Origin of the sequence: Streptococcus sp. 2021WUSS126 (genome assembly GCF_044427255.1) — a bacterium.
GTDB lineage: Bacteria > Bacillota > Bacilli > Lactobacillales > Streptococcaceae > Streptococcus > Streptococcus hashimotonensis.
The window spans coordinates 1-16061 of the sequence record NZ_JAOTGI010000032.1; the positions used below are offsets into that span (position 1 = coordinate 1).

General features: G+C 43.3%; 13 protein-coding genes. 2 read left to right on the forward strand and 11 right to left on the reverse strand.

The features are described from left to right. The 11 genes from tnpA to treR form a co-directional block, all read right to left on the reverse strand. A partial coding sequence (tnpA, locus tag ODU39_RS09785; protein WP_398580349.1) for an IS200/IS605 family transposase occupies nucleotides 1-265 on the reverse strand: 265 nt, incomplete at its 3' end. A 222-nt stretch (nucleotides 266-487) separates the two neighbouring features. Beyond that, on the reverse strand, nucleotides 488-1120 hold the full coding sequence (locus ODU39_RS09790) for an ABC transporter ATP-binding protein (RefSeq protein WP_015646367.1): 633 nt from the start codon (nucleotides 1118-1120) through the stop codon (nucleotides 488-490). 1 nt (nucleotide 1121) lies between these two features. Then, nucleotides 1122-3104, reverse strand: coding sequence for a DUF1430 domain-containing protein (locus ODU39_RS09795; RefSeq protein WP_398580350.1), 1983 nt, complete (start codon nucleotides 3102-3104; stop codon nucleotides 1122-1124). A gap of 202 nt (nucleotides 3105-3306) precedes the next feature. Then, nucleotides 3307-4245 (reverse strand): peptide-methionine (R)-S-oxide reductase MsrB, encoded by a 939-nt coding sequence (gene msrB, locus ODU39_RS09800; RefSeq protein WP_398580351.1) that lies wholly within the window; start codon nucleotides 4243-4245, stop codon nucleotides 3307-3309. A gap of 39 nt (nucleotides 4246-4284) precedes the next feature. Then, nucleotides 4285-5814: an AMP-binding protein gene (locus ODU39_RS09805; protein ID WP_398580352.1), complete on the reverse strand. Its 1530-nt coding sequence runs from the start codon at nucleotides 5812-5814 to the stop codon at nucleotides 4285-4287. Between the two features lie 140 nt (nucleotides 5815-5954). Beyond that, a complete protein-coding gene (trxA, locus tag ODU39_RS09810) occupies nucleotides 5955-6269 on the reverse strand; it encodes a thioredoxin (RefSeq protein ID WP_012775426.1) in 315 nt (104 codons plus the stop codon). Nucleotides 6270-6637: 368 nt separating this feature from the next. Then, a complete protein-coding gene (locus ODU39_RS09815; protein ID WP_114867000.1) occupies nucleotides 6638-7291 on the reverse strand; it encodes a GNAT family N-acetyltransferase in 654 nt (217 codons plus the stop codon). A gap of 23 nt (nucleotides 7292-7314) precedes the next feature. Next, nucleotides 7315-9648, reverse strand: a complete 2334-nt coding sequence (locus tag ODU39_RS09820) for an endonuclease MutS2 (RefSeq protein ID WP_398580353.1) — start codon at nucleotides 9646-9648, stop codon at nucleotides 7315-7317. A gap of 414 nt (nucleotides 9649-10062) precedes the next feature. Next, nucleotides 10063-10611 (reverse strand): CvpA family protein, encoded by a 549-nt coding sequence (locus ODU39_RS09825; protein ID WP_398580354.1) that lies wholly within the window; start codon nucleotides 10609-10611, stop codon nucleotides 10063-10065. Beyond that, a complete protein-coding gene (locus ODU39_RS09830) occupies nucleotides 10608-10919 on the reverse strand; it encodes a hypothetical protein (protein ID WP_002935948.1) in 312 nt (103 codons plus the stop codon). The genes ODU39_RS09825 and ODU39_RS09830 overlap by 4 nt, the downstream gene beginning before the upstream one ends. A gap of 57 nt (nucleotides 10920-10976) precedes the next feature. After that, nucleotides 10977-11690: a trehalose operon repressor gene (gene treR, locus ODU39_RS09835; RefSeq protein ID WP_024406828.1), complete on the reverse strand. Its 714-nt coding sequence runs from the start codon at nucleotides 11688-11690 to the stop codon at nucleotides 10977-10979. A 232-nt stretch (nucleotides 11691-11922) separates the two neighbouring features. Here treR and treP point away from each other — a divergent pair, with 232 nt between their 5' ends. Both treP and treC read left to right on the forward strand, forming a co-directional pair. Continuing rightward, complete coding sequence (treP, locus tag ODU39_RS09840) at nucleotides 11923-13893, forward strand: PTS system trehalose-specific EIIBC component (protein ID WP_398580355.1); 1971 nt, start codon at nucleotides 11923-11925, stop codon at nucleotides 13891-13893. A 225-nt stretch (nucleotides 13894-14118) separates the two neighbouring features. Continuing rightward, nucleotides 14119-15744 carry an alpha,alpha-phosphotrehalase gene (gene treC / locus ODU39_RS09845; RefSeq protein WP_105257095.1) on the forward strand — a complete coding sequence of 542 codons (1626 nt, stop codon included), beginning with the start codon at nucleotides 14119-14121 and terminating at the stop codon, nucleotides 15742-15744. The last annotated feature ends 317 nt before the right edge of the window (nucleotides 15745-16061 follow it).

A 16061-nucleotide genomic window follows, 5' to 3' on the forward strand; every position in this document is an offset into this window, starting at 1 on the left:
TTAGAGCACTTTTGCTTTTCAAATATCCCATAAAATCGGAAATCGAAAGTTTCGGAGGTATCAAGACAAGCATATGAACATGGTCTGGCATCATGTGTCCCTCAATGATTTCCACGCCTTTGTATTGACATAGATGACGGAAAATATCAATTAAGTCCTGTCCAATTTTGTAGTAAATGGATTTTCTACGGTACTTAGGTGTGAAAACTATGTGATATTTGTACATCCATTTGGTATGTGATAAACTGTAACTGGTTTTAGCCATTTCTTTTTCCTCCTTTATCTAACCTGAACAATTAGATTATATCGGGAAAAAGAAATGGAAGCTCAAAGCCTTGTCAGCCACCAGCATAGCTGGTGGTTTTCTTGTTTTTCTCTTCGAGAAAAACTGGCTCGAAGCCATAACAGGCTGAAAAGCTCCACCAGAGCTTTTACTCATCAAGGCTCTTGACAACAGATAATTTTGATTTTCGAAGAGTATGAATTTTTACAAGTCTTCCATTTTTATGATAAGGTCTGCTCGCTCCCAAATCAAAGGATTATGGGTCGCAATCACAATTAGCCGATCTGGGCTCTTCAAGGATAACAAAATATCCATAATTTCTTGGGAGCTCTTAGGATCTAAGGCAGCCGTCGGCTCATCTGCTAAAATCAATGGAGGATTTTTCAGGATGACTTTAGCAAGAGCTACCCGCTGAGCTTCCCCTCCTGAGAGTTCATAGATAGGCTGGGACAGGTCCAGATAAGATAGACCAACTGCATCAAGTGCCGCTTCCTGCCTCGATTTCCTTTCGTCTTTGGACAATTTCTGACCAATCAGTCCCAAATCCAGATTTTCTCTGATTGTCTGACTTTCTAAAAGACCAAAATTCTGAAAGAGATAGCCTAATTCCTCCCTAAAAAAGAGATGGGGCTTCAACTTTTTCAAATCCTTCCCCTTGTAGAGAATGTCACCTGCATCATAGGACTCCAACTTGGCTAAAATATTCAGCAAGGTCGTTTTTCCGCTACCACTGGCACCTATCAAGGCATAGACCTTTCCAGCCTGCAAGTCTAGCGTTACATCAGAAAACAAGCTACGTTTCCCAAATTTCTTTTGAATTGATTGGATAGAAAACATACTAGGCTCCTTTCAAAATACGGATATTCCAAGCTCCGTCTTTCCTCGCCTGCCACCTCAATAAACAGAGGGCATTGACCATAAACAAGGCAAAACTGATACTACTTATGAACATGTGACCTGTCACTACCATGCTTGCTCCAAGAGCCAACAAGAGGGAAAGCAGTTGGAACGTTAGGTATTTCTTATGGATTCCCAAGAAATCCATCCCTGCAATTTCTTTGATGAAAATCTCACGTTTAAATTCTTCAAAGTATAGAAGATTCATGGTATTAAACAGGACAATTGATGTCACAATCCCTAAAATGGCTCCCATAGATGTTGAAATGGTCTCTATCCGAATACGATCTAAAAGTTCTGTAAAGAGGGAGGAACTACTTCTCACTTCATTGACAAACTGAAACAGATTTCTTGCCTTCAATTCGCGCAAAAGTTTATCTCTGTTTTTAAATAAAATACTGCTATCTACTTCATTCAGCCAAAAATCAGCAGATTCTTTTCCCAGACTTGACGGTGCCAGCACAACTAAAATGGGGTCTTTCAAATATTGCACATGCTGACCAGAACGATGATTGTAGATAAATTGCTTCTGCCCATCTTTTAAATAGGCAACTTTTCCCTTGATGGTAGCTGAGCTTGCTTGATTGGCAGGTCTTACCATACGATTGATATAGTCTTGGTAAAGATGGAGATACGTATCGCTTTCAGGGCGCAATTTTTCAGGTAACAGAAGTTGAAATTCATCTTCTTGTAGAGAAGGTAATGCTTCGTCCGACAAGTCTACATCCTGTATCTGCAAATAATTTGGACTAACGTAGAGGGTGTTTCCAGCTGGATGATAACTGTCAAGGCTTGTCCCATCTTCCAGTTGGGAGCCCATTAAATAGGCATTCAAATTACTTTTGACAAAGAGCGCGCCGTCTTCCTCCAATGCTTGCTTTAGTAACGGATACCAATTTTCAGGCGAATTTAGTCCTGAACGACCATCCGCAGCAATGTTCCAAGCCAAACTATGGTAATCCTCTTCTTTCTCCCACTGCCGGGCACCCGCTTGGTATTCTTGCCAAATTCCTGAATAATAGAAGGTTTGAGCCATACCCAATGACACCACCAGTAGAGCCAGCATTTGCCCCATAACCATAATGGTCAGGATTCCTTGCAGGGGCATCTTCCCTTTTAACAAAGGTAAAAAGTGATAGGTCCGAATGCCCAAGGTAAATGTAGCAGCGAAAAAAAGGGCAATCAAACCAAGCAAGAAATGATAGCCTACTAGAGCTGCGACCAGATAGTAGACGGAATAGCTATCTAATCCGATGAGATAGGCCAGTCCAACTGCTGGAAGAACCGCAAATGGGATAGTTAGAGCTATCTCTTTCGCATTTTCCTGTAGAGATAGTAGAAATAAATGCCAACGTGAATCTCCTGCAATCAAACGGATACCTGCTGTACGCAACTGCCTTACATTGGCAATCACGACCAAAGCCATATAGGTAATAAGAAAGACCAGTACAGCTAAGAATTGACCACCTTGTGTCAGAAATGCGAGTAAAGTAGCAATAGTCGATGGCTTCCGAATCTGAACCTCGTCAAATCCAATCGAAACAAGAAGAGACCGAAGTTCCTCTACCGTCGCTTTCCCTTGGAAAATAAAATACTTGGTTAAAAGTGCAGACTCCACCTTTTCTGATGCCTGAAATTCCTCCAGTCCTCTTGGTAGGGAAGACTGACTAAAATTGTCATAGGAAAAGGTACGTCCACCTGATGTACTTGGCTCAATCACTCGTCTGGCAATCACACTATCCGTCTGTTGAGAATATTCCTCTAATCGTTGTCTTACATCTGAGTAAATCACGTCCTCAGATACCGACAAGGTGGTCACAGAAGGATAATAATGAACAAGCATAGTCTCCTTTTGGCTGACGCCCAACCAAATCATAAAGACGGCTAGAATGATCGTCGATACAAGTACAAATTTTCCTTTCATCACAATCACCTGCCTTCCTATCTTCTTACATCGTAAGAAAAGGCGATGTTTCTAATCGCTCAAACCCGATTAAAATAGATCACCTGTCCAACTAAAATAATATCTATATATAAATTATTATATCAAAATCATCTTTCTGAACATACAATTTTAATACACAAAAAGCCTATTCTTTGCGAATAGACTTTCTGCGTTCATAAATTTATTTAAGCAACTCCAAAAACAGTCCATATCCTGCTTCTTCCATTTCCTCTTTCGGTATGAAACGAAGGGCTGCTGAGTTGATACAGTAACGGAGACCGCCTTTGTCACGCGGTCCGTCATCAAAGACATGACCTAAATGAGCATGACCAGCCCGACTGCGGACTTCGATACGGTTCATGCCGTGGGAGAGATCTTGGAAATAAGTCGCAACTTCCTTGCTGATTGGTTTGGTAAAGGAGGGCCAGCCGCAGCCTGAATCGAATTTGTCCGTCGAGAGAAAGAGGGGCTCACCAGTCGTAATATCGACGTAGATGCCAGCTTGGTCGCTATTCCAAAACTCATTTTCGAAGGGTCTTTCCGTCGCAGCCTCTTGAGTGACTTGATACTGGAGGTCGGTCAAGCTGTCTTTTAAGACTTGCTGGTCTGGCTTTTGGTAGTCTGCAACATCAATCAGAGGGATTTTTGCCTGCCCAAGATCAATATGGCAGTACCCTTGGGGATTTTTCTTGAGATAATCCTGATGGTAGTCTTCGGCGGGGATGTAATGCGCGAGTGGCTCCACTTCAACGGCTAGGGGGCGTCCGCCAAAGAGCTGGGATTGCTCCGTCATGACCTGCTCGATGGTCGGCAAATCAGCCTCATCTGTGTAATAGATACCAGTCCGATACTGGCGCCCCTTGTCAGGCCCCTGCTGATTGACAGAGAAGGGATCAATGACGCGGAAATAGTAGAGGAGGATTTCCCGCAAATGGATACGAGTCTCATCATAGGCTAGATAGAGTGTTTCTGCGTGATCTGTTTGTTTGAGGAGTTGATAATTGGTCGTCTCCACCTGTCCATTGGCATAGCCAACACTGGTGTCAAGAATACCATCAATCTGGGAAAAGTAGCCTTCCATCCCCCAGAAACAACCGCCTGCTAGGTAGATTTCTTTCATGTGAACTCCTTCTTATCTGCAAGCGTGTTTTCGTCACCCTTACAGATTTTTTTCTTTCATTTCTGCTTCCATTTTGAGGCGTTGAACCTTCATGGTCGCAGTACGTGGAATGTCGTCATAAGCCATCAAGATGGGGTCTTTCAATAGTGGTAGATCTGCAACCATGGCCCACCAAGCTTCCCAGTTCATCCCAGCATCTTCTGCCAGAGCAATAATCGGCTGCGGTGCACCATTGACATCGCGGATAATCACGACTTCTGATAAAAAGTCCAATTTATCCAGCAATAAATCTTCCAAGGCTAGATTGCTGTCGATGTGCTCAATGAGGTCAACCTGACGGTCTTTTAGAAGAAGTGTACCCTCTGGAGTCATGCAGCCGTAGTCACCACTATCCCACCAAGCACCGTACACATTTTCTTGGAAGCGGGCATCTTCTTTATAGTAGGTCACAGCACGGCCTTTTGACAGGAACTGGATATGTCCGTTTTCTCCAGCTGGGAGAGGATTCCCTTTGGCATCTGTGATGCGTGCTTCTGTGTAACCTTCCAGACCAATCCCCATATCTCGTCCGCTAACTGTTCCTAGATTTTCCAAACGATGGTAACGTAAAATCATTGGACCACATTCACTTTGACCATAAACCTGCATAAAGACTGGATGTTGCTCTTTAGAAGCCTCCAAGAAGGCGCGAAGCGTACCAATATTGATAGCATCAAAGGTTGAATGGTAATAACGAATGCTACTAAAGACCTCTGGTTTTTCCTTGGCCAATCTTGCCCATTGGACAAAGTTGTTAGGATGGGTTTCCAGAGCACTTGGACGATGACGAGCAAGCGCCCGTTCAACATCATCTTTTCTTGCAGAAGAAAGCGGGTAGAGGGGGAATCCTAGCCCAATCGCCGACGACACGCCGATATTATAGCGCGAATGAACAGGGGAGATATGGAAGGCCAGCAAGCCTCTCTCCGTCATCTTGTCAAAAATAGTCTGTTGCCATGCTACTCGCCAGCCCATGGTCTGTGCTGTGTGGCAGATTAGTTTTGGAACACCTGTCGTTCCTGAAGTATGAGTCATGTATTGAATAACATCTTCTGGCAGGAGATTTTCTTCAAAAGCAACTGCTTCTTGCACTAGGACTTGGGGTAAAAATATCTTTGTGACCAGGTCAGTTCGAGTCATTCCTGCTACACGTTCTTCCGTTTCTTGGTCGTAGACAATGAAAGACTTTTCCAATCGCTCCGCAAACACATCTAAATTCGAAGATGGCAAATGGTAGGAAATCATAACAGGAACAGCACCCAATGCCGTTACCGCTACTGCTAACAAATAGGTGTCGAAAGCTGGGCTTTTATACAGAACCACCTTGTCCCCATAGCCAATACCTGCTGCTGCAAATTGAGCAGCTCTTTTTTGAATAGCCTCAAAAACTGTTTGATAGGTATTTTCCAATCCTAATTCAGGGAAGGAGGCGTAGGGGTGGTCAAAATAAATGGCAACAGTTGGAAACTCTTGAGCTGCTGTTTTAAACTGACGATAGAGATTTAATGGTTTGTAACTAATAGTTGACATATCTAACCTTTCTAAAATGACAATGATAAGGTTATTATAACATCTTGTGTCAACCTTCACAATCTGATTTTTTGAACATACTTTCAGTTGTGAAAAAAACAAGTAGCGAATCTGAGCTCACTACTTGTTTACATTTTCAATTAACCAATCTCTGCCAAGATAGCTTTGATTTGATCTTTCGTGTGGACACCAGCAACTTGTTTCACAACCTGTCCATCTTTTTTGAACAAAAGTGTTGGGATAGACATGATACCAAACTGACGAGCTGTGTTTGGATTTTCATCAACATCCATCTTGTAGATGCGCAATTCGTCTTCGTCCACTTCATCTGCCAATTGCTCCAAAATTGGTGCTTGCATACGACAAGGACCACACCATGGTGCCCAAAAGTCAACAAGGACTACGCCTTCTTGTGTTTCAACTTCAAAGTTTGCATCTGTAATAACTTGAACCATAATTTTCTCCGTTTCTGTTTTTCTACTATCATTCTACACCAAAAAAAAACAGAAAGCGAATTTTTGCTACGGGAAAAAGAGGGGAGATAGATGTGTCGAGAAAATAGTGACTTGGAAAAACGTATTGGTCAAGCCAAACTAGACCGCAGGGAAACGAGAGGGAACTGGGTGACTGTTCTTCCTGTCAAATCCAGTTGTAGCAACAGGACATGGTTATCGATGAGGTGCTACGGGATGAGATATGAGATAGACATGCTTAGACAATTGTGATTTGAAAACATGTTGGTCATTCTAAACTAGACCGCAGGGGGACAATGAGAAATCACGTACCTGATTTATTTACAAAAAAGAAAAAAGTTGAAAATGTTTCAACTTTTTTCTGTTAAATCCACCACATAGGTTAATTCTTGATAGACATCTTCTATATCAAAGAGATCCAAGCCAGCTTCTTCACTGACTACATAAACACCTTCTCTCAAATAGTAGGGAACTGGCTGACCTTCCATATCTGAAAAGGACAATCTACCTCGCTCTAAATCAATTCCAAAGCGGAAGGTTGGAACATCTTGTGGCGCTCCGACCACTAGATAATCCGAACAGACTACCTCGCCACCCCATTTCTGATACAAATGGTTAGCAGCATCGTCCTCTCTGGTAAAGATAGCTAATTTCTCTACACCTTGCTCTCTCAATTCATTCTCTGCCTGTTCAAAAAGCGCTTGTGCAATGCCCTGCCCTTGAAAATCAGGGTGAACTGCTAGGTTAGTAAAATAAGCTGTTCGCTTACTTGGTGCGTAAATATAAGACTGGCTGCACTCTTCCGTGTAAATATCGATGTCAATTAGACCAACAATTTGTCCGTCTACTTCGGCCACCCATTCCACACGATAATCATAAACGTCTGTCATTAGTTCGGGCTTCTCTGTCTCTCTATCATCAAAGAATGGAGAGAAGAGGTAGCTGAGTGCCTTACAATAAACCCAGCCTTTTTCATCACTGGTTTGATATTTTCTGATAATCATAAGAATCTCCCATCGGTTGATTGCTATTTAAACGTCACAATAGTACAGCCTGAGCCACCTGCATTTTGTGGGGCGTAGCCGAACTCCTTGACCTGCTTGTTTCGGCGAAGGTACTTGGTCACCCCTTCTCGGATAACTCCAGTACCAATACCGTGGACAATGTCGACTTGTGCCAGATTGTTGAGAAGGGCCTGATCGATAAATTCATCCAGTTCCATCATAGCCTCTTCGTAGCGTTTGCCACGGAGATCTAAGCGGGCTTTTGGTCCTCGTACATTGGCACGTTTGACTGTGTGAACCTGGCGTTTCTTAGGCTGCTCTGCCTTTTCCGCCTTGACTAACTCAAACTCATCTTTGGCCAAGGTCATCTTAATCAAGCCAACCTGAGCTTCCCACCATCCATCTTTAAGCTGATTGGTCAAGGTCCCACGTTGTCCATAAGCTGTAACGATAATGTCATCGCCCACCTTGGCTTCCCTCTGAATTTTAGCTTTTTTCAAGACTTTGTTCTTAGACAAATCTACCACTTCAGGTGCCAACTTTTTCAGCTCTGCCTTGGCTTCGATAATCTGGTGGGGCTTAAGACTGGCTGCAGCATGGAGATTTTTGAGAATCTCCTCGCTTTCTGCCAATGCCATATCTACAATTTCCTTGGCCTCCAAACGTGCTTTGTTGAGCTCATTTTCCCGCTCACGATTGAGCTCGTCATAGAGCTTACGAAGGGCTCGGTTCATCTTGTAATTTTCTTGCTCCACATCACGAATCTTATCCAGACGCTGACGACTTTCAACCGTCTGGCTTTCCAATTTCTCGATAATGCGGTTCACATCGCTATCTGTATCCGTCCAAGATTGGGCTGACTGGATAATAATATCAGATAGACCAAGACGGCGGGCAATTTCAAAGGCATTGGAGCGACCAGGAACACCCTGCATAAACTTATAGGTCGGACGCAGGCTATTGCTATCAAACTCCATGCTGGCATTTTCAATACCAGAGGTTTCTATCCCATAAGCCTTGAGCTCAGGGTAGTGGGTGGTTGCCATGGTCTTGATCCCCCGCAGACGAAGGTCATCCAAAATAGCCATTGCCAAAGACGCACCCTCCTGCGGATCTGTCCCAGCTCCCAACTCGTCAAATAGAATGAGGGAATCTTGATCCGCCTCTGCTAAAATCTGAACCGTGTGGGTCATGTGACTGGAGAAGGTTGATAAGCTCTGCTCAATCGACTGTTCATCACCAATATCCGCAAAAATTTCTTTGAAGATAGCTACCCGACTGCCCTTATCAGCCAAAATAGGCAAACCAGACTGAGCCATAAGGTGCGTTAATCCCAAGGTCTTGAGCATGATGGTCTTACCACCTGTGTTGGGACCTGTTATCACGATAGCCGTCAATTGACTACCAAAATACAGGTCATTTGGTACAGGCTCAGCAATGAGCGGATGTCGAACGTTGAGAAGGGCAATATCCTGCTTCTCAGATAGTTTGGGTACAACTGCTTGATGATCACGCGCAAAGAGATGCTTAGCACGGACGAAATCAATATGTCCGATAAGCCAGGCATTGTTACGAATCACGCCACTATGCGGACGGAGCATATCCGACAATTCCTGCAAGATACGGTTGAGCTCGTGGCGTTCTTCTGCTCGGAGGTGACTGGTTTCTTCGTTCAGGGTCACCACTGCCCGCGGTTCAATATACACAGTCGAGCCAGATGCAGAAATGTCATGGACAACCCCCGCAATCTTATTGCGATAAGTATTTTTGACAGGAAGGACATTGCGTCCATTACGACTTGCCAAAATGCTATCGGACAGCATGTCGCCCTTGGTCTTCAAAATATCCTGCATGACCTGACGAACTTGGTCTTCAGCTTCACGGATTTTTCTTCGAATACGGGCTAGTTTTTCAGAAGCAAAATCCTCTACAAACCCCGCATCATTGATGGACTGGAGGGAGCCTTGTAAATGCGGAAAAAGCTCAATCTTCTCAAAGAGTTTATCCAGCTGGCTAAGACTGACATTTTCCAGATTTCCATAAAAATCCAAGAGAGATTTAGAAACTTCCAAGACCTTTTTAACAGCTAATAGCTCAGCGATATTGAGGTCTGTATCCAATTCCAAACGACGCATGGCTGGACCAATGTCACTAGTAGCAGCCAGACTGAAATAGGGATTTTCCACAAAAATCTGAGCTATGTCTGTCAACTCGTCGAAGGCCTGTTGGATACGGTGGACTTCCACCATGGGCTCCAACTGTCGTAATTCTTCAAAGCCCTGTTCCGTCAAGAGATAGGGCTCAATTTTTTGTCTTACCTTGTGAAATTCAAGGGTTTCAATAATTTTATTATTCATATGTTCCTACTTAGTCTTTTCCTTAGCTTTATCTCATTATCAAAACAATAATAAGATAAAAATATAGTCTTTCCCAGTCTCTTACATTAAAAGTATAACAGTCAACTAATACTCAATGAAAATCAGAATCAGACTTGCTCCAAAGGTTCGGGGAACCTTTAGAGCCATGCGGGGGCGGGAGTTTAAAAGGTCTGGGAGACCTTTTAAAGTGGGAGATACAAGCTGACGGCAGTCAGCTAACATAAATTGATGTCTGGGAATAGACTGTTTCAGCTCAACAACTAGAAATAAAGACCTGTTGACGAACTCTTTTTTGAACAGTCGAGTTCTTTCCCACTCCCGCTCATCAAATCAACAACGTTCTATTTTGATTTTCCAAGAGTATAAATGACGATAAAAAGGATAAGGTCTCCCTTACCCTGCTATATTACTCAACCAGAGAGATTTTAAAAAGCTACTAGTGAATGGTGTGTACTGAATCATGATGTTGGCAAGAAAACTACTGTGCAATTTATCTTGAATCATCGCTAACGGAATAGTTGATAGCAAGACCATCACAATCTGAAGAGAAATAAAAGTCACCAAGACAGCCAAGGCACCGCTTATGAGATTGGTCGTTTTTGTATCAGGATTAAAAGCCTCTAATAGATGGACAAATATTCCTATGAAACGCACAATAGCGTAAACCAAGACGTATATCAAAAGAAAGGCCAATCCCGCATAAAATACCATATCTAGGTCAAAGAGATATTTCTCATCAAAATAATAGTTGGAGCTCCCCTGAGTCGCATTGGCAAATGGCACCCAGAGATAAAGGAAGAATGCCAATTTTTTATAAGTAGCCGTCGCAACCACCAGAGCAATAATACTTCCCATGCTATAAAACGCCTGTAGAACTAGACCACGACTGTAGCCAATGTAGAAACTCCATGCCAAAATGAGAATAATTGCTAATGAAATCATACCTTGTCCTCAAGCTCATCTAAGTCAATCAAGGTCACATTCTTTTTCAAGACCTTTTCTTTGACGCTTGCAAGTTCTTGTTCCTTTTGTTCAAATGCCATCTCGCGTGTTAGTTGAACGGATAGGGCATTGATTGCCAACAAAAGCGCGAGGGTTTCAGGGTCCGCCGTCGGCATCTTTTCTTTGATAGCTTGGTATTTTTCCTGTGCAATACGCTCAATTTCTTCCATGAATAAATTATCATGCTCAGTTGTCAAGGTTAATTGCTTCTCGCCAAATGTAAATTTATATCGATTTAAGTTTGCCATATCTTACCTCTTCTTCTATCTATTATAGCGTAAAAAACTTGATTTGGCTAATCTCTCCTATAAAGAATGCTTTCTACGAGCAAAATCTACAAAGCGGAATTTATCAATTTTATGCTTGCTTTCTGTATATTGGAATTGCTGGGTATCACCGAGATAGACACGAGATTTAATCAAGACCAAATAATCATCCTTCGATTGCATTAGATCGCGCTCTTCTCGACTGGTCGGCTCTACCGTAATCTCTTTTTGTGCATAAGCAATATCAAGGCCTAACTTATTTTCTAGGTATTCGTAAATGGATTTTTCAGCAATAGCAGTTGTCAACTCTGGCACGACATCAACAGCAAGATAATCTGTATCCACAACAGAGACCTTACCGTCAATCGAACGTGTACGGACAACTTTCCACACCTTGCTATACGGCTCAAATCCTGTTAAATGCGAAAGGCTACTATTAACGGTAATCATATCTAAGCTGACAACATCTGTCTTGGTAGAAATCTGGAGAACATTTGTCAATTCCTGATAGGAAGTTAACCCTGAAACTGGGAAATTGAGAATTTCTTGCTTAAGGACCATTGAACCACGCCCTTGCACTTTTTGAATCAAACCTCCCTCAGTCAAAATCGCCAACGCCTTACGAACCGTATCACGACTAACACCATAGATTTCCTGAAGCTGCTGTTCTGTCGGTAGGGAGCTTTCTGCCGGATAAACATTTGTCCGTATTTTTTCTTTTAAGTCATTATAAATTTCTTGGTATTTTTTCATCATTTCCTCGTAAATTCATCTGTCAAATAGCATACAACTATCAACATTATAACAAAATTCATTTCAAAATTAAAAAAACTAAGCAAAAACGCTTGCATCATTTTTTGAAATCGGATACAATAATACCACAAAAGAAATTTGTCCGTACAAATTTCGAAAAAGACATACTTTTGGGAGATGTCTAAAAAATATAGGGTGACGGATTCCATAAGCCGTCTAGAAGGAAAAATATATGGGAAAATTTGAAAAAGAAGCCAAACAGCTCCTAGATGCTATTGGCGGAAAAGAGAATGTCAATGCAGTAACACACTGTGCAACACGCATGCGCTTTGTTCTTGCAGATGAGAAAAAAGCAAACGTAAAAGTCATCGAAGACATTCCTACTGTAAAAGGAACATTTACCAACGCTGGTCAATTCCAAGTCATCATCGGTAACGATGTACCAATCTTCTACAATGACTTTACAGCTGTGTCTGGTATCGAAGGCGTATCAAAAGAAGCTGCTAAAAGTAACCAAAATGCTATCCAACGTGTTATGACCATGTTGGCGGAAATCTTCACACCAATCATTCCTGCCCTTATCGTCGGCGGTTTGATTCTCGGTTTCCGTAACCTCTTGGAAGGGGTACAAATGGAATGGCTCGGTCAAAAGGTGGTCGAAGGTGTTAAGCAATTTATGCCTGATGGAACACCTCGCTACAACACAATTGTCGATGTTTCACAATTTTGGAGCGGTGTTAACAGTTTCCTCTGGTTGCCAGGTGAAGCCATCTTCCACTTCTTGCCAGTAGGTATCACTTGGTCTGTATCTCGTAAAATGGGAACTTCACAAATCCTTGGTATCGTCCTTGGTATCTGTTTGGTTTCTCCTCAGTTGCTCAACGCTTATGCTGTACCTGGTACAGATGCAGCAACCATTGCCAGCGACTGGTCTTGGAACTTCGGTGCATTTAGTATTGCCCGTATCGGTTATCAAGCGCAAGTTATCCCTGCCCTTCTTGCAGGTTTGGCACTGTCTTACCTAGAAATCTTCTGGCGTAAGGTTGTTCCAGAAGTGGTCTCAATGATCTTCGTACCATTCCTATCACTTCTTCCAGCTATTATCCTGGCTCACACTGTCCTTGGTCCTATCGGCTGGACAATCGGTCAATGGTTGTCAACCATCGTATTGGCAGGTTTGACTGGCCCATTGAAATGGCTCTTCGGTGCGGTATTCGGTGCCCTCTATGCACCGTTCGTTATCACTGGTCTTCACCACATGACAAACGCTATCGATACGCAATTGATCGCGGATGCTGGTGGAACTGGTCTCTGGCCAATGATTGCTCTTTCTAACATCGCTCAAGGTTCAGCAGTATTTGCCTACTTCCTCATGAACCGTCACAATGAAAAAGAAGCTCAGGTTTCACTCCCTGCAACTATTTCTGCCTACCTAGGTGTTACTGAACCAGCTCTCTTTGGTGTCAATGTAAAATACATTTACCCATTCGTAGCTGCTATGATTGGTTCAAGTATCGCAGGCTTACTCTCTGTAACATTCAACATCCAAGCTGCTTCTATCGGTATCGGTGGTCTTCCAGGTATCTTGTCTATCAAGGCTGAATACTGGGGTGCATTCTTTATGACAATGATTGTTGCGATTGTTGTCCCAATGATTTTGACAGCTGTTTTCAAACGTACAGGTGCATTTTCAAAAAAAGAAGAAACTGTTGCCCCAGCTGAAGCAGTTGTTGAAACTGGCGCTGCTATCGAATTGATCAGCCCACTTACTGGTCAAGCCAAAGAATTGTCACAAGCTACTGACCCCGTATTTGCATCAGGTGTCATGGGACAGGGGGTCCTTATTGATCCGAGCGAAGGTGTCTTGGTTGCTCCAGTTGACGGTGAGGTATCCGTCCTCTTCCCTACTCACCACGCTGTTGGTATCACTGCTACAAACGGAGTTGAGCTCCTTATGCACATCGGTATGGATACTGTTGGATTGGAAGGCAAAGGCTTCACAGCCCATGTCAAACAAGGTGACAAGGTAAAAGCTGGTGATAAATTGATTAGCTTTGACATCGATGTCATTAAGGCCACTGGTCTTGTTGCTGAAACACCAGTTATCGTGACCAACCAAACTGACTTTGACACTCAAGTTATCGGAAATCTTCCTCGTGCCATCTCGCAAGGCGAAGCTATTCTGACAGTTACAAAGAATTAATGTTCTAGGAGGCTGGGCAAAAAGCCCTGGCCCACTTCTCAGTGTTCGTGTCAACATCTCAGCGCAGTGGTTGATTGGCAGACTTGTTCGTGTTTCACACTCCAAATCTGACCTAATCAACTGTGCGGGGGTGGGAAGACGAACTCTTTTTGACTTAGTCGAGTTCTTTCCCACTCCCTATCATTGCTTATGCAAGAAGGAAAAAATTAAGAAAGAGAGAGCAAAATGACAATAGACAAACGAAAGGTTGTTTATCAAATCTACCCAAAATCTTACAAGGATACAACTGGAAACGGTGTCGGCGACCTGCGTGGGATTATTGAAAAACTTCCATATCTAAAAGAGCTAGGCATTGATATGATTTGGCTCAACCCTTTCTACCCAAGTCCTCAACGGGACAACGGCTATGACATTTCCGACTATACAGCCGTCAATCATGATTTTGGCACCATGGCTGACTTTGAAGAAATGGTGGCTGTCGGCAAAGAGCTAGGGATCGAATTCATGCTAGACATGGTCCTCAACCACTGCTCGACAGACCACGAATGGTTCCAAAAGGCCCTAGCTGGCGACAAATACTACCAGGATTTCTTTATCCTACGCGACCAACCAACTGACTGGGTTTCCAAGTTCGGTGGCAATGCCTGGGCACCCTTTGGCGATACTGGGAAATATTACCTCCACCTCTTTGATGTGACCCAAGCCGACCTCAATTGGCGAAATCCGCATGTTCGCGACGAACTCTTCAAGGTGGTCAACTTCTGGAAAGACAAGGGTGTCATGGGCTTCCGCTTCGACGTTATCAACCTTATCGGCAAGGATGAAGTCCTAGAAGATTGCCCAATCAACGACGGCAAGCCAGCCTACACCGACCGTCCGATTACCCACGACTACCTCAAGATGATGAACAATGCTACTTTTGGTAGCGAAAAAGGCTTCATGACCGTTGGGGAAATGTCTGCCACCACCATTGAAAACTGCATTCTCTACACAGCTCCTGAGCGGGAAGAATTGTCCATGGCCTTCAACTTCCATCACTTGAAAGTGGACTACAAGGACGGTCAAAAATGGACCATTATAGACTTTGACTTTGAGGAACTCAAACGCCTCTTTCACACTTGGGGCGAGGAGATGTCAGCTGGTAATGGCTGGAATGCCTTGTTCTACAACAACCACGACCAACCTCGTGCCCTCAATCGCTTTGTTGATGTGGAGAATTTCCGCAATGAAGGAGCAACCATGCTGGCTGCCTCTATCCACCTGTCACGCGGCACGCCTTACATCTACATGGGCGAGGAAATCGGCATGATTGACCCCGACTACGATAGCATGGACGACTATGTCGATGTGGAGTCTATCAATGCCTACCAGATGCTCTTGGACCAAGGTCACGCACCTGAGCAGGCATTCAAGATTATCCAGGCCAAGTCCCGTGACAATTCCCGCACCCCGATGCAATGGGACTCTTCTGACAATGCAGGCTTCTCAACAGGCACCCCTTGGCTGAAGGCTGGCAAATCCTATCCAACCATTAACGTTGAACAGGAAAAAACAGGCCCAATCTTTACCTTCTATCAAGAGTTGATTCGACTCCGAAAAGAACTCCCCCTCATCTCAGAAGGGGATTACAAGGCGGCCTACAAGGATAGCCAGAAAGTCTACGCCTTTGAACGCTTACTAAATGGCGAAAAACTACTGGTCCTCAACAATTTCTTCGCAGAAGAAGTTGAGTTCGACCTGGCAGACGATTATGCCCATGGTCAAGTCCTCATCAGCAACTATCCTGACAACAAACTAGGCAAAAAAATCATTCTCAAACCTTACCAAGCATTGGCGATTCAAGTTAAATAAACGATAAAACATCCGAAAACAACACTCTACATGTCAATTTTAATTTTCCTAAAATTAGAACCTGCCTTCACAGCTCAGTATGTTACTTGTAAAGGCAAGTTCTTGGTTTAAGGTTTCTTTTAGGAATATATTTTATACTGTAATTTGTGCACGAAACAGCTATCTGGGGGGAGATGGCTGTTTCTTCTTTTATAGACAATATGTAAAGACCCCCAGTTGAGAATTCGTGGATTTACCTGTACACTAGAATAAAAAAACAATCAACTTCTAACAGGAATTACCACACTCAATTGGAGGTCTTATATGTTTCATTTTAC

Bases quoted from the DNA above. Each gene is read 5' to 3' on its own strand.
- msrB (WP_398580351.1), bottom strand. From the start codon at position 4,245: ATGAAAGAAATCTACCTAGCAGGCGGTTGTTTCTGGGGGATGGAAGGC.
- ODU39_RS09795 (WP_398580350.1), bottom strand. From the start codon at position 3,104: ATGAAAGGAAAATTTGTACTTGTATCGACGATCATTCTAGCCGTCTTT.
- treR (WP_024406828.1), bottom strand. From the start codon at position 11,690: ATGAAAAAATACCAAGAAATTTATAATGACTTAAAAGAAAAAATACGG.
- ODU39_RS09820 (WP_398580353.1), bottom strand. From the start codon at position 9,648: ATGAATAATAAAATTATTGAAACCCTTGAATTTCACAAGGTAAGACAA.
- ODU39_RS09805 (WP_398580352.1), bottom strand. From the start codon at position 5,814: ATGTCAACTATTAGTTACAAACCATTAAATCTCTATCGTCAGTTTAAA.
- treC (WP_105257095.1), top strand. From the start codon at position 14,119: ATGACAATAGACAAACGAAAGGTTGTTTATCAAATCTACCCAAAATCT.
- ODU39_RS09790 (WP_015646367.1), bottom strand. From the start codon at position 1,120: ATGTTTTCTATCCAATCAATTCAAAAGAAATTTGGGAAACGTAGCTTG.
- treP (WP_398580355.1), top strand. From the start codon at position 11,923: ATGGGAAAATTTGAAAAAGAAGCCAAACAGCTCCTAGATGCTATTGGC.
- ODU39_RS09815 (WP_114867000.1), bottom strand. From the start codon at position 7,291: ATGATTATCAGAAAATATCAAACCAGTGATGAAAAAGGCTGGGTTTAT.
- trxA (WP_012775426.1), bottom strand. From the start codon at position 6,269: ATGGTTCAAGTTATTACAGATGCAAACTTTGAAGTTGAAACACAAGAA.
- ODU39_RS09825 (WP_398580354.1), bottom strand. From the start codon at position 10,611: ATGATTTCATTAGCAATTATTCTCATTTTGGCATGGAGTTTCTACATT.
- ODU39_RS09830 (WP_002935948.1), bottom strand. From the start codon at position 10,919: ATGGCAAACTTAAATCGATATAAATTTACATTTGGCGAGAAGCAATTA.